General features: G+C 35.9%; 13 protein-coding genes. 4 read left to right on the top strand and 9 right to left on the bottom strand.

The genetic code is table 11. The annotated features are described in order from the left end of the window. Nucleotides 1–21 precede the first annotated feature (21 nt). The 3 genes from mnmA to B0X80_RS00730 all read right to left on the bottom strand — a co-directional run bounded on the left by mnmA (nt 22) and on the right by B0X80_RS00730 (nt 2341). Nucleotides 22–1176: a tRNA 2-thiouridine(34) synthase MnmA gene (mnmA, locus tag B0X80_RS00740; RefSeq protein ID WP_077337939.1), complete on the bottom strand. Its 1155-nt coding sequence runs from the start codon at nt 1174–1176 to the stop codon at nt 22–24. 64 nt (nt 1177–1240) lie between these two features. Further along, entirely contained in the window at nt 1241–1729 is a 489-nt protein-coding gene (locus B0X80_RS00735; protein WP_077337938.1) for an NUDIX hydrolase, read from the bottom strand. A gap of 15 nt (nt 1730–1744) precedes the next feature. Beyond that, nucleotides 1745–2341, bottom strand: coding sequence for a pseudouridine synthase (locus B0X80_RS00730; RefSeq protein ID WP_077337937.1), 597 nt, complete (start codon nt 2339–2341; stop codon nt 1745–1747). 182 nt (nt 2342–2523) lie between these two features. On the opposite strand from B0X80_RS00730, the gene B0X80_RS00725 reads away from it, so the two are divergent. Together B0X80_RS00725 and icd are read left to right on the top strand one after the other, a co-directional pair. Next, the gene (locus tag B0X80_RS00725) at nt 2524–4755 is read left to right on the top strand and encodes an NADP-dependent isocitrate dehydrogenase (RefSeq protein WP_077337936.1); all 2232 of its coding nucleotides are present in this window, start codon (nt 2524–2526) and stop codon (nt 4753–4755) included. 268 nt (nt 4756–5023) lie between these two features. Next, the gene (gene icd / locus B0X80_RS00720; protein ID WP_077337935.1) at nt 5024–6274 is read left to right on the top strand and encodes an NADP-dependent isocitrate dehydrogenase; all 1251 of its coding nucleotides are present in this window, start codon (nt 5024–5026) and stop codon (nt 6272–6274) included. Nucleotides 6275–6342: 68 nt separating this feature from the next. Here the strand turns inward: icd and cspD are convergent, their stop codons facing one another. Then, nucleotides 6343–6567 (bottom strand): cold shock domain-containing protein CspD, encoded by a 225-nt coding sequence (cspD, locus tag B0X80_RS00715; RefSeq protein WP_076418775.1) that lies wholly within the window; start codon nt 6565–6567, stop codon nt 6343–6345. A 215-nt stretch (nt 6568–6782) separates the two neighbouring features. Between cspD and clpS the strand changes: the two genes are divergently transcribed. Further along, on the top strand, nt 6783–7103 hold the full coding sequence (gene clpS / locus B0X80_RS00710) for an ATP-dependent Clp protease adapter ClpS (protein ID WP_076418774.1): 321 nt from the start codon (nt 6783–6785) through the stop codon (nt 7101–7103). Between the two features lie 28 nt (nt 7104–7131). After that, nucleotides 7132–9387: an ATP-dependent Clp protease ATP-binding subunit ClpA gene (clpA, locus tag B0X80_RS00705; protein WP_077337934.1), complete on the top strand. Its 2256-nt coding sequence runs from the start codon at nt 7132–7134 to the stop codon at nt 9385–9387. A 239-nt stretch (nt 9388–9626) separates the two neighbouring features. On the opposite strand, the gene infA is transcribed toward clpA, so the two are convergent. From infA to ald, 5 genes are all read right to left on the bottom strand, one after another. Next, a complete protein-coding gene (gene infA, locus B0X80_RS00700; protein ID WP_011043571.1) occupies nt 9627–9845 on the bottom strand; it encodes a translation initiation factor IF-1 in 219 nt (72 codons plus the stop codon). 129 nt (nt 9846–9974) lie between these two features. Further along, nucleotides 9975–10676, bottom strand: coding sequence for an arginyltransferase (locus tag B0X80_RS00695; RefSeq protein ID WP_077337933.1), 702 nt, complete (start codon nt 10674–10676; stop codon nt 9975–9977). Nucleotide 10677: 1 nt separating this feature from the next. Further along, a complete protein-coding gene (gene aat, locus B0X80_RS00690; RefSeq protein WP_077337932.1) occupies nt 10678–11385 on the bottom strand; it encodes a leucyl/phenylalanyl-tRNA--protein transferase in 708 nt (235 codons plus the stop codon). A gap of 40 nt (nt 11386–11425) precedes the next feature. Then, nucleotides 11426–12382: a thioredoxin-disulfide reductase gene (gene trxB / locus B0X80_RS00685; protein ID WP_076418770.1), complete on the bottom strand. Its 957-nt coding sequence runs from the start codon at nt 12380–12382 to the stop codon at nt 11426–11428. A gap of 256 nt (nt 12383–12638) precedes the next feature. Then, the gene (gene ald / locus B0X80_RS00680) at nt 12639–13760 is read right to left on the bottom strand and encodes an alanine dehydrogenase (RefSeq protein WP_077337931.1); all 1122 of its coding nucleotides are present in this window, start codon (nt 13758–13760) and stop codon (nt 12639–12641) included. Nucleotides 13761–13872 lie beyond the last annotated feature (112 nt).

Genomic DNA, 13872 nt, shown 5'->3' with positions numbered 1-13872 from the left:
CTCTAGTGAGTCTGAATTATTTTAACGGATAAGCGTATTGATAATACCGCCACCTAGGCAGATATCATCTTGATAAAAAACAACTGATTGCCCAGGAGTTACTGAACTTTGTTGTTCGTCAAACATAACAAGATATTCACCATTTGCCATAGGAGATAAATTACAGGCTACATCGTCTTGGCGGTAACGTGTTTTAACGGTACATTTAATTGGTTCATTAAGTTCGTTTCTATTAACTAAATGTAATTGGTTACCAATTAAACCTTTAGAAAATAGGCGAGGGTGGTTATGCCCTTGACCAACAATTAATACGTTACGGATTAAATCTTTTTCCACAACGTACCAAGGCTCTTCGCCTGAATTGGCTAAGCCGCCAATGCGTAAACCTTTTCGTTGACCTAATGTGTGATACATCAAGCCATCATGTTTACCAATGACTTCACCTTCTGCTGATTCAATATTACCGGGTTGAGCAGGTAAATATTGAGCGAGAAAGTCTTTAAATTTACGTTCACCAATAAAACAGATGCCTGTACTGTCTTTTTTATTGTGAGTAATTAAATCTGCTTGTTCAGCAATTTCACGTACTTTAGGTTTTTCAATATTACCAACAGGGAATAAAGTTCGCCCCACTTGTTCGTGACTTAAGGTATATAAGAAATAACTTTGATCTTTGTTACTGTCTAAACCACGCAACATTGCCCATTTACCGTTTTGATATGCACGTTGTACATAATGCCCTGTGGCAATGTAATCTGCATTTAAATCTTCGCAAGCAAACTCTAAAAAGGCTTTGAATTTAATTTCTTTGTTACACATAATATCAGGATTAGGTGTTCTGCCTGCTTTATATTCAGCAAGAAAATATTCAAAAACATTATCCCAATATTCAGTAGCGAAATTAATTGTATGGAGTTTTATCCCCAATTTATCGCAAACTGCTTTAGCATCTTCTAAATCTTGGGCTGCAGCACAATACTCATCGGTATCGTCTTCTTCCCAGTTTTTCATGAATAAACCTTCAACCTGATAGCCTTCTTGTTGCAATAAATAAGCTGAAACTGAAGAGTCAACACCACCCGACATACCAACAATTACCTTGGTTTCAGAAGGTGGCTTAGTTGATAAGTCATTGTTATTCAATGGGGGCGTTTGTGTTGTAGAGTGTGTAGTCATCAAAAAATTAAATCATAGAAAATAAGGCGCGGAATTATAGCATGTGTGCAGTGGAGTAAACAGACTAAATATTACTTTTTAATACCGATAATGGTATTTTTTGACCTAGCTTTTTGTGTAGTAAGTAGTCTTCAATACACTCTAATACCATAGGGCTTCTTAGTTCAGACGATCTCGCTTTTATTTCATTATAGGTAAGCCAATGTGTAGCCAGTATTTCATCGTCTTGTGGAGTGCCTTGCATACAGGTGTTAAGCTCAATAACAAAGCAAAAACGAACAAAATATAGATTAAGTTCAGGTCGGTGGTAATAATAAATACCATTTAAATACTGAGGGGAAAGTGCTAGGCCTGTTTCTTCTAATATTTCTCTTTCTGCAGCAGCAATTAAATTTTCGCCGGCTTCTATGTGGCCAGCTGGTTGATTAAATACATTTTTACTATTTTCTAACTCTTCAACTAATAAAAATTTGTCATCACAAAATATTACCGCAGCAACGGTTGTGTTAGGTTTGAATTGATCATCACCATGAGTATTTTGAATTGTATTCATTGTTTATTTTCAGTCTTATATAATATTAAACTCGCCATTGTTGATGTTGTTTATGTTGTATTGACCTATAGAATATCGAATTAATCTTAAAGTAGGAAAACCTATATGAGCGGTCATACGACGTACTTGTCGGTTTCGTCCTTCTTTTATGGAAATACTTAACCAGGTTGTAGGAATGTTTTTTCGTTCTCTAATCGGTGGGGTTCTCGGCCAGATATCTGGTTCCTTCATAACCGATACTTTAGCAGGTAAGGTTAAACCATCTTTAAGGTTTACCCCTTTTTCTAACTGAAGTAAATCATTTTCAGTAGGAGAGCCTTCAACTTGTACCCAGTAGGTTTTTTCCGTTTTTTGTTTAGGGTTAGCTAATTTATGTTGTAATTTTCCATCATTTGTTAATAGCAGTAACCCTTCGCTGTCTCGATCTAGGCGACCTGCAGCATACACGCCTTTTATATTGATATAATCAGCTAATGTTTTTCGTTTTTGATCGTCTGTAAACTGGCTTAACACATCAAACGGCTTGTTAAACAATACAATTTTTCGTTGTTCATCTGTTGTTTTAGGGGCTTTAAAACTAGTTGATTTTGTTCTTCTTTGTTTTGTATTCATTATTTTTATCAAACTTTGGGCCTTGAAAGTCTTATTCTCTTATCTAGGGCTATGTTAATTTTCGTTAAAATCCTGTAATATGCGCGCGAAAATAAATTTTAATAAAGTGCATATCGATATAGCTGTATTGAATGTTTATGCATTTACTCGTGGTATTGGCAATATTTACAGTAGGAAACTCAATGACAACCGAAAAATCTAAGATTATATATACTATTACTGACGAAGCACCAGCGCTTGCGACACATTCGTTATTACCTATTCTTCAGGCTTTTACAGCCACTTCAGGTATAGACATTGAAACTCGTGATATTTCATTAGCTGCACGTGTTCTTGCAAACTTTCCAAAATATTTAACTGAAGATCAACGTGTAGATGATGCCTTAGCTGAACTTGGTCAATTAGCTACTACACCAGAAGCTAATATTATTAAGTTACCTAATGTTAGCGCATCAGTACCACAATTACACGCCGTTATTAAAGAACTTCAAGCTAAAGGTTATGCATTACCTGATTATCCAGAAGAGCCACAAAACGACGCTGAAAAGTCAATTAAATATACGTACGACAAAATTAAAGGTAGTGCAGTAAACCCTGTATTACGTGAAGGTAACTCAGATCGTAGAGCGCCAGGTTCAGTTAAGCAGTACGCTCGTAAAAACCCTCACTCAATGGGTGCATGGAGCAAAGATTCAAAGTCTAGTGTTGCAAGCATGGCTGCAAACGATTTTTTTGGTAGTGAGCAATCGACTACCGTTGAAAATGCAACTGAAGTAAAAATTGAATTTACTGATAACTCAGGTGCGGTAACGGTTTTAAAAGATCACTTGTCTTTATTAACAGGTGAGATTATTGATGCCGCTGTTTTAAGTAAAAGTGCGCTAGTAGCGTTTTTTGAAGAAGAAATTAATAAAGCGAAAGAAGAAGATGTTTTATTATCACTTCATCTAAAAGCAACCATGATGAAAGTATCTGACCCTATTATTTTTGGTCATGCTGTAAAAGTTTACTATAAAGATGTATTTGCAAAATATGCAGACGTATTTGAGCAATTAGGTGTTGATGCTAACAATGGTATTGGTGATGTTTATTCTAAAATTGAACGTTTACCTGAAGCGAAAAAAGCTGAAATTTTAGCTGACCTTCAAGCGGTTTATGAAACTCGCCCTGCATTAGCTATGGTTGATTCTGACAAAGGTATTACTAACTTACATGTACCAAGTGATGTAATTGTTGATGCTTCTATGCCTGCAGCTATTCGTTCTTCTGGTGGCATGTGGGGTCCTGATGGACAATTAAAAGACACTAAAGCGATGATTCCTGATCGTTGTTACGCTGGTGTATACCAAGCAGTTATTGATTTTTGTCGTGAAAATGGCGCATTTGATCCAACAACTATGGGAACTGTTCCTAATGTTGGCCTTATGGCTCAAAAAGCTGAAGAATATGGTTCTCACGATAAAACCTTTGAAATGGTGAGTAATGGTACTGTGCGTGTTATTGATGCTAATGGTGCTGTTTTATTAGAACATGCTGTTGAAGCGGGTGATATATGGAGAATGTGTCAAGCTAAAGATTTACCTATTCAAGATTGGGTTAAATTAGCCGTTAATCGTGCAACAGCAACTAAAGTACCTACTATTTTCTGGTTAGATGAAAATCGTGCGCATGATGCTGAAGTCATCAAAAAAGTGAAGAAGTACTTACCAGAACATAATACTGATGGTTTAGATATTCGTATTATGTCGCCTGTTGAAGCAACTCAATTTACAGTTGAGCGTCTTGCTAAAGGCGAAGATACAATTTCAGTAACAGGTAATGTATTACGTGATTACTTAACTGATTTGTTCCCTATATTAGAACTAGGTACATCAGCTAAAATGTTATCAATCGTTCCATTAATGAATGGCGGTGGATTGTTTGAAACTGGTGCCGGTGGTTCAGCTCCTAAGCATGTTCAACAATTCGAAAAAGAAAATCATTTACGTTGGGATTCTTTAGGTGAATTTTTAGCACTTGCTGCTTCTTTAGAACATACAAGTAATACTACAGGCAACAATAAAGCCCAAGTACTTGCTGATACATTAGACAGAGCAACAGGTACATTTTTATCTGAAAATAAATCACCATCTCGTAAAGTAGGTGAATTAGATAATCGCGGAAGCCACTTTTACCTAGCATTATACTGGGCGCAAGAATTAGCGAGTCAGTCTGATGATGCTGAGCTTAAAGAAACTTTCGTAGCAGTAGCGCAAGCATTATCAAACCAAGAAAGTAAAATTGTTGATGAATTAAATAGTGCTCAAGGTCCAGCACAAAATATCAACGGTTATTACTTTGCTGATGTTGAGTTAGCGTCTAAAGCAATGCGTCCTAGCGCAACGTTGAATACTATTATTTCTACTTTGTTGTAGATATTAGTTTTCTTTAAAAAGCTGAGTTTTTACTCAGCTTTTTTTTTTGCTTATTGATTTATTTTATAGCCAATAAATTCTGTAACTTCAATTGCTTAATTTCTATATTTCTTCTGTTTATACCCATTATTACCTTTTAGTGATTAGTTTCTTATTCATTTCTGCGATAGTTTGTCTGTAAGTAAGTGTGTTTGGTTTCACCACTAGTTTCATAAAGCATACCTTACTGTTTAATTCACCGTATTCGGATGCAGCAGAGGAACTTCATATGTCAAATAAAGTAATAATTCCAGAGTCAGGTAGTAAAATCACAGTTATTGATGGAAAGCTAGCCGTTCCTAATAATCCTATTATTCCTTATATCGAAGGTGATGGTATTGGCATTGATGTTACTCCAACTATGATTAAAGTGGTTGATGTTGCCGTTAAAAAAGCTTATGCCGATGAACGGAGTATTCATTGGATGGAGGTTTACGCTGGTGAAAAAGCTACTGAAATCTATGACTCAGAAACTTGGTTACCTGATGAAACATTAGAAATGTTCAAACAATATAAAGTGGGTATCAAAGGTCCTCTTACTACACCTGTTGGCGGTGGAATGCGCTCGTTGAATGTAGCCTTACGTCAAATACTTGATCTTTATGTTTGCCAACGTCCTGTACAGTGGTTTACGGGAGTACCAAGCCCCGTTAAAAACCCTGCTGAAGTTAACATGATTATTTTTAGAGAAAACTCTGAAGATATATATGCCGGCATTGAGTATCAAGCCAATACACCAGAAGCGAAGAGAGTTATTGAGTTTTTAACCAAAGAAATGGGCGTAACTAAAATTCGTTTTGAAGATAATTGTGGTATCGGTATTAAGCCTGTATCTAAAGAAGGTACACAGCGTTTAGTTCGCCAAGCAATCCAATATGCAATCGACAATGATAAAGACTCAGTAACGTTAGTGCACAAAGGTAATATTATGAAGTTTACCGAAGGGGCATTTAAAGACTGGGGGTATCAGTTAGCTATTGAAGAGTTTGGTGCTGACTATATCGACGGTGGTCCATGGTGCTCACTGATTAATCCTAATAATGGTAAAGAAATAATTATTAAAGATGTCATTGCTGATGCTATGTTGCAACAAATATTGCTAAGGCCAGCTGAATACAGTGTTATCGCAACATTAAATTTAAATGGTGATTATCTTTCTGATGCATTAGCCGCACAAGTTGGTGGTATTGGGATTGCTCCAGGCGCTAACTTAAATGATGAAGTTGCTATTTTTGAAGCAACTCACGGCACGGCACCTAAATATGCAGGCTTAAATAAGGTAAATCCTGGTTCAGTAATCTTATCGGCAGAAATGATGCTAAGGCATATGGGGTGGTTTGAAGCCGCAGATTTGTTACTTAAAGGTATGTCGGGGGCAATTAATGCTAAAACGGTAACTTATGATTTTGAACGTTTAATGGATGGGGCTACATTGGTAACTTGTTCTGAATTTGGTGACTGTATTATAGATAATTTGTAATAAGTTAATGGGAATAAAAAACAGAGATTAACGTGTTTTTTATTCCCGATGTAACTTATAGTAAATGATTAATCTTCTTGAGACTCTACTTCGGATGGAGTAATGCTTGCTGCGTGCTGACCTTTAGGTCCTGCATCAATTTCGTAATTTACATCCTGTCCTGCTTTTAACGTTCGATAACCTTCCATTTGAATTGTCGAATAGTGAGCAAATATATCCTCACCTCCCTCGTCAGGACGAATAAAACCAAAACCTTTAGCATTATTGAACCATTTAACTGTACCTTGTGCCATACTTCTACATCCTTTATTAAAAATGAACTTGGTATATTATTTATGTTTCTTAAGCATTTTTTAAATCAAGTAGTGATTAAAAAAACATCACTAATGAATCGTAGATAAATTTAATTATTAGTCAAGTTAAATTTACCTATTTTTTCATCTTATTAAACTTTAAAATAGTGAGAAAAGTTACAGCAAAATTCTCATCTACAGGCTAATATATAATTATGAGTAAATGGAAAGAGCTCACAGATAACCAAGAGCTACTTGAAGAAAAAATTGAAATAGACAATGTAAAACCTCCGATGTATAACGTTATATTATTAAATGATGATTATACGCCTATGGATTTTGTGGTTGAGGTCTTACGTATGTTTTTCAATATGAATGCAGAGCAAGCAACCGATATTATGCTCGATATTCATTATAAAGGTAAGGCATCTTGTGGAACATTTACCGCGGAAATTGCAGAAACTAAAGTAAGTCAAGTAAGTAGTTACGCTATTGAAAATCAGCATCCCCTTAAGTGTACAATGGAAAAAGTGTAACCCGTAAGTTTTGACAGTGGAGTAAACTATGCTAAATAAAGATTTAGAAATTTCATTAAACTTAGCTTTTCGTCAAGCTAAAGATTCCCGTCATGAATTTATGACGGTAGAGCATCTACTACTCGCACTATTAGACAATCCTGCTTCTATTGAAGCTTTGAATGCTTGTGGTGCAGATATATCCAAATTACGTGAGGAGTTACTTAATTTTATTGGTGAAACAACGCCAGTAATTCCTGAAAGTGAAATTGAAAGAGAAACTCAACCTACCTTAGGATTTCAGCGAGTATTACAACGTGCTGTTTTTCATGTGCAATCATCAGGTAAAAGTGAAGTAAACGGTTCTAATGTATTAGTGGCTATTTTTAGTGAGCAAGAATCGCAAGCCGCCTATTTCCTTAAAAAATCAGAGATCACTCGTTTAGATATTGTAAACTTTATTTCTCATGGTATTTCAAAACTGGAAAGCAATGAACCTCTACACGCAGCAGAAGATGTTGAACAGAAAGTTGAGGAAGAGCGTACTATAGATAACTTTGCTGTAAATCTTAATGAAGAAGCACTTAAAGGTAATATAGACCCACTGATTGGTAGAAGTGATGAGTTAGAAAGAACATTACAAGTATTAAGCCGTCGTCGCAAAAATAATCCGTTATACGTTGGGGAAGCAGGTGTTGGTAAAACAGCAATTGCTGAAGGCTTAGCAAATTTAGTTATTTCAGATAAAGCTCCAGAATTTTTAGCTGACGCAACCATTTACTCATTAGATATGGGCGCATTATTGGCGGGAACTAAGTACAGAGGTGATTTCGAAAAGAGATTCAAAGCTGTTTTAAAAGAGTTAGAAACTGATACGAATGCCATTTTATTTATTGATGAAATTCATACTATTATTGGTGCTGGTGCTGCTTCTGGCGGTATGATGGATGCTTCCAATTTACTTAAACCTTTACTATCATCTGGAAAATTGCGTTGTATTGGCTCTACCACATATCAAGAATACAATAGTATTTTTGAGAAAGATCGCGCACTTGCAAGACGATTCCAAAAAATTGATGTAGCAGAACCTAGTGTTGATGAAACAACTAAAATCTTACAAGGTTTAAAAGAGAAATACGAAAGTCATCATGGAATTCGTTATACCAACAAAGCGTTAAAAGCTGCCGCTCAATTATCGGCTAAGTATATTAATGAGCGCTTTTTACCTGATAAAGCGATAGATGTTATTGATGAAGCAGGTGCTAAACAACAATTAGTTGCGCCATCTAAACGCAAAAAAATTATTAATAATACGGACATTGAGACTATTGTTGCTAAAATGGCTCGTATACCAGAGAAGTCAGTCTCTTCAACAGAAACTAATAGCCTTAAAACGTTAGATAGAAATCTTAAAATGGTTGTATTTGGTCAAGATCATGCAATTGATGAGCTTTCATCTGTTATTCGTTTATCACGTGCTGGCTTAGGGAATGAAGAAAAGCCTATTGGTTCATTCTTATTTGCTGGTCCAACAGGCGTAGGTAAAACTGAAGTTACACAACAACTCGCTAAAACGTTAGGTGTTGAGTTATTGCGTTACGATATGTCTGAGTACATGGAAAAGCATGCGGTGAGCCGACTTATTGGTGCTCCTCCTGGATATGTAGGTTATGAGCAGGGCGGTTTATTAACTGATGCAGTACTTAAACATCCTCATTCCGTTGTGTTGTTAGACGAAATTGAAAAAGCACACCCCGATGTATTTAATATTCTTTTACAAGTGATGGATCACGGTACATTAACCGATAATAATGGTCGCAAGGCCGACTTTAGAAACGTTATTATTGTATTAACGACCAATGCTGGTGTTACTGAAACAACAAAACAATCTATAGGCTTTAAGCAACAAGATACGAATATTAATGCGATGGAAGAAATCAATAAAGTTTTCTCTCCTGAATTTCGTAACCGATTAGATAATATTGTTTGGTTTAACCACTTAAGTACCGAAATTATTCATCAAGTTGTTGATAAGTTTATTGTTGAACTTCAAGCACAACTCGATGTAAAAGGTGTCTCTTTAGAACTTTCAAAAGCAGCGAAAGATTGGTTAGCCGATAAAGGTTATGATAAAAACATGGGGGCTAGACCTATGTCTAGGTTGATCCAAGAACACTTGAAGAAAAATTTAGCGAACGAATTGCTCTTTGGTGATCTAACTCATGGCGGTGTAGCTAAAGTAGATGTGAAAAAAGATAAGTTAGTGATTCAATGCGAATCGAAAAAAGAGTTAGTGGAGCACTAGCTGCTAACTTTAGTTAAGGTAACTTAGTTAACTCATAATAAAACCACCTTTTTAGGTGGTTTTATTATGTTTGAGTGTTTATCCACACTTAATCACAAATTATTTCTACAGATTTAAATTACCCAATACTTTGTTATTGATTTGATAAACAGAACAAAAATTAAAATGGTAGTTGATATTAAAGACATAAAAAAACCCAGTTGTGATCAGCTGGGTTTTTTGTTGGTTTTATAAAGTTATTATCTTGCGCGGAAGATAATACGACCTTTAGATAAATCGTATGGAGTTAACTCAACAGTAACTTTATCACCCGTTAGTATACGGATATAATTTTTTCGCATTTTACCAGAAATGTGTGCAGTAACCACGTGACCATTTTCTAGTTCAACTCTGAACATCGTATTTGGCAATGTATCTAAAACAGTGCCTTGCATTTCAATATTTTCTTCTTTCGCCATTGGGCGTAAAACCTCTAAAGTTGATCTACCGTTAATTGCAATGTATAAAATTCTAAACGGTGTAATTAATGATGAATAAAAAGCTGCGCAGATGATGCCGAATTGAGCGCCTAAAGTAAAGTAAATGTGCTATTTATTTGTTGTAATCCAAGTATTATTGATTAATTCTTGGTATGGGAAGTATTTATTTTTATAATTCATTTTTTGACAGCTATCGATTTGATAACCTAAATATAAAAACCTTTTGTTGTATTCATTACTTAATTTGATTTGATTGAGTATCGAAAATACACCTAAACCTTTTGAACGGTAATCAGGATGATAAAAAGTATAAACGGCAGATAAGGCATCAACGAGAATATCGGTAACTGCAACTGAAATAAGTATGTCGCCATCCCATGTCTCAATAAATAATTGCTCGGATACGCTACTTTTTGTGAATGTTTCATATTGAACTATTGTTGCCGGAAACATACTACCGTCATGGTGTATTGTGTTTATGTAGTTTTCGTAAAGCTCATAATAAATGTCTTTAGGCTCATGAGATACTTTCAATGTATAAGCTTTGTTTTTATTAAGTAAACGTTTTTGACTTTTTGATGGTTTAAAATCTTGGCTAATTAATCGAATTGATTTACAGGCATTACAATTTATACAATGAGGGCGATATATTTGGTCGCTGCTGCGTCTAAAACCGTTTGCCATCAACCAAGAGTATTGTTCAGTGTTATGTAAGCGTTCATCTACCGCAACGAGCAGGCGTTCTTCTTCATCAGGTAAATAATTACAGGGAAAAGATTGAGTTATTCCAAATTGATAGTCATTAGGCATATTACGACTCTATTTCTTTTGGTAGCCAAAAATCGTGAGGAATGTTTATAGATAAATGTTTTTGTTGTTGTTTAATAAAATACTCTCTTGATACCTCAATACAGCCCATATCAGCCAAGAATGGATTTAATAATTGGCAGTCTATCATGTTTATATTAATGCTCTCTAAATGCTTAGCAAGCGCTACAAGGGCTATTTTTGAAGCATTACTGACTTTATAAAACATTGACTCACCAGAAAAATAGCCATTAATCGCTACGCCATACAAACCACCCACTAATTCATTATTTTGCCATACTTCAATACTATGTGCATGTCCTTGTGTGTGCAGTTGTTTATAAGCATTAATCATGTCGGTAACAATCCACGTATCTTCTTTTCTAAAAGGGGCGTGTGCACAAAGGTTGATAACATCGTTAAAAGCTTTGTTAATTGAAACGCTATAATTTTTTTGTTTTAAAACTTTCCTTAACGTGCGATTTATTTTAATGGATGATGTGGTAATTATAGCTCTAGGATCAGGGCTCCACCACATGATTGGATCATGAGCAGAATACCAAGGGAATACACCGTGTTTGTAAGCGCTGCATAAACGCTCAACACTTAAATCTCCGCCAAAGGCAAGTAACCCATTAGGTTCTGTAAGGGCTTGGTGTAGAGGAGGGAAGACCAAACTCTCACTGTTAAGTAATTCAAGAGTTTGGCTCATTTTAATAGACTTATCGTTATAAATTTAGAAATGTTAAGAATTAAGAGTTTTTAGCATCTAAATAACGTTCAGCATCTAATGCGGCCATACAACCAGCACCCGCAGACGTAATGGCTTGACGATAAATATGATCAGCAACATCACCCGCAGCAAAAACACCTTCAACACTTGTTTGCGTTGCGTTGCCTGAAGTACCACTTTGAATAGTTAAGTAGCCATCTTTCATTGCTAACTGGTCTTTGAATATATCAGTATTAGGTTTATGTCCAATAGCAATGAATGTACCCATTACTTCAAGTTCTTCAGTTTTATCAGATTTAGTATCTTTTAATCTAATGCCTGTTACGCCCATGTCATTACCTAGTACTTCATCTAAGGTACGGTCTAAATGGAGAATGATTTTGCCTTCTTCCACTTTTTTATATAAACGGTCTGCAAGAATTTTTTCAGAACGGAAAGTGTCACGTCTGTGCACTAAATGTACTTCTGAAGCTATGTTAGCTAAATATAAAGCTTCTTCAACAGCAGTGTTACCACCACCAACAACAGCAACTTTTTGGTTACGGTAAAAAAACCCGTCACATGTTGCACAAGCTGAAACACCTTTACCCATAAATGCTTCTTCAGAAGGTAAACCTAGATATTGAGCTGAAGCACCTGTACAAATAATTAAAGCATCACAAGTGTATGAAGCCGTGTCACCTTTTAATTTAAAAGGACGTTCACTGAAATCTACTTCGTTGATATGATCAAATACAATTTCAGTATCAAATTTTTCTGCATGTTTTTGCATACGTTCCATAAGCGCAGGGCCGGTAAGGTCGTCTGCATCACCAGGCCAGTTTTCAACTTCTGTTGTTGTTGTTAACTGCCCACCTTGTTGCATACCAGTGATCATTACAGGTTTTAAATTTGCTCTTGCGGCATATACTGCAGCCGTGTAGCCAGCAGGTCCTGAACCTAGGATAAGTAATGGACAATGTCTGGTTTCGCTCATGGTGTACTCCAATAGATGAAATGAATAACTTACTTTAGTTAGTAATTGGGATTTTAAGGGATTATATCAATAGGGCAACTAACTTTTATTAAAAAAAATGCATGAAAAGTTATAAAGTGTAGGTATCTTTTTACAAGATAATGAGTGATAGGCGTTTTTACGTATCTACCACACATAAAAAAAGCGCGACTAACTCAATGTTAATAGCGCTTTGAATTTTATTTGCTCGACCTTTTATAAATCAAGCGACAAAATTTTATAAAGTAGCAATTGCGTCTTCAGGTGCAACGTAGTCATAACCTAATACATCAGCTACTGGCTTGTAAGTGATTTTACCACCTAAAACGTTTAAACCATTCATAAGATGAACATCATCAAGCATCGCTTGTTTTGCACCTTTATTCGCTAAAGTAACTGCAAACGGCATAGTAGCATTTGTTAATGCCATTGTTGACGTGCGTGCTACGCCACCAGGCATGTTCGCTACACAGTAATGTACAACATCGTCAACAACATAAGTTGGATCTTGGTGAGTTGTTGCTTTAGACGTTTCAAAACAACCACCTTGGTCAATTGCAACATCTACTACTACAGCACCTTTTTTCATCATTTTGATGTGTTGCGCGGTAACTAATTTTGGAGCGGCGGCACCAGGTATTAGTACTGCGCCAATCACCAAGTCAGCATCTACAATTAATTGATCCATTGCATCAGCTGTTGAGTAAACCGTTTTTAATCTCCCATCAAATTCAACATCAAGTTGACGTAAACGAGGAAGTGAACGGTCAAGAATTGTAACATCAGCACCCATACCAACAGCCATACGAGCTGCTTGAGTACCAACAACACCACCACCAACGATTAATACTTTTGCAGGAGCAACACCAGGTACACCACCTAATAAAGCACCTAAACCACCTTGAGCTTTTTCAAGTGCGTGAGCACCAGCTTGAATAGACATACGACCAGCTACTTCAGACATAGGTGCTAATAATGGTAAACCACCAGCAGCAGCTGTAACTGTTTCGTAAGCAATACAAGTTGCGCCAGAGGCAACAAGTAATTCTGTTTGTTTTGGATCAGGAGCTAAATGTAAATAAGTAAATAAAACCTGGCCAGGGCGCAGCATTTTACATTCATTAGGTTGAGGTTCTTTTACTTTAATGATCATATCTGCAGTAGCAAAAATTTCTTCTGCAGTATCTATTATTTTTGCACCAGCAATAATATATTGCTCGTTTTCAAAACCGATGGCAGCACCACCGTTACTTTCTACAAGAACACTATGTCCATTTACTGTCAGTTCTTTTACACCGGCTGGCGTAAGACCAATACGGTATTCGTGGTTTTTAATTTCTTTAGGTACGCCGATAATCATAATTGTTTTCTCTAATTGTTATTTTAATGGGGTTTTATTTAACGCTAGTATAGTTGTGTTTTATTGAATTAACCTGTCGTTATTTTATAAATATTAGGATATTATTCTGTAG

Origin of the sequence: Pseudocolwellia agarivorans, from assembly GCF_002000085.1 — a bacterium.
GTDB classification, from domain to species: Bacteria; Pseudomonadota; Gammaproteobacteria; order Enterobacterales; family Alteromonadaceae; genus Pseudocolwellia; species Pseudocolwellia agarivorans.
This window is presented reverse-complemented; position numbering and strand designations above follow the sequence as displayed.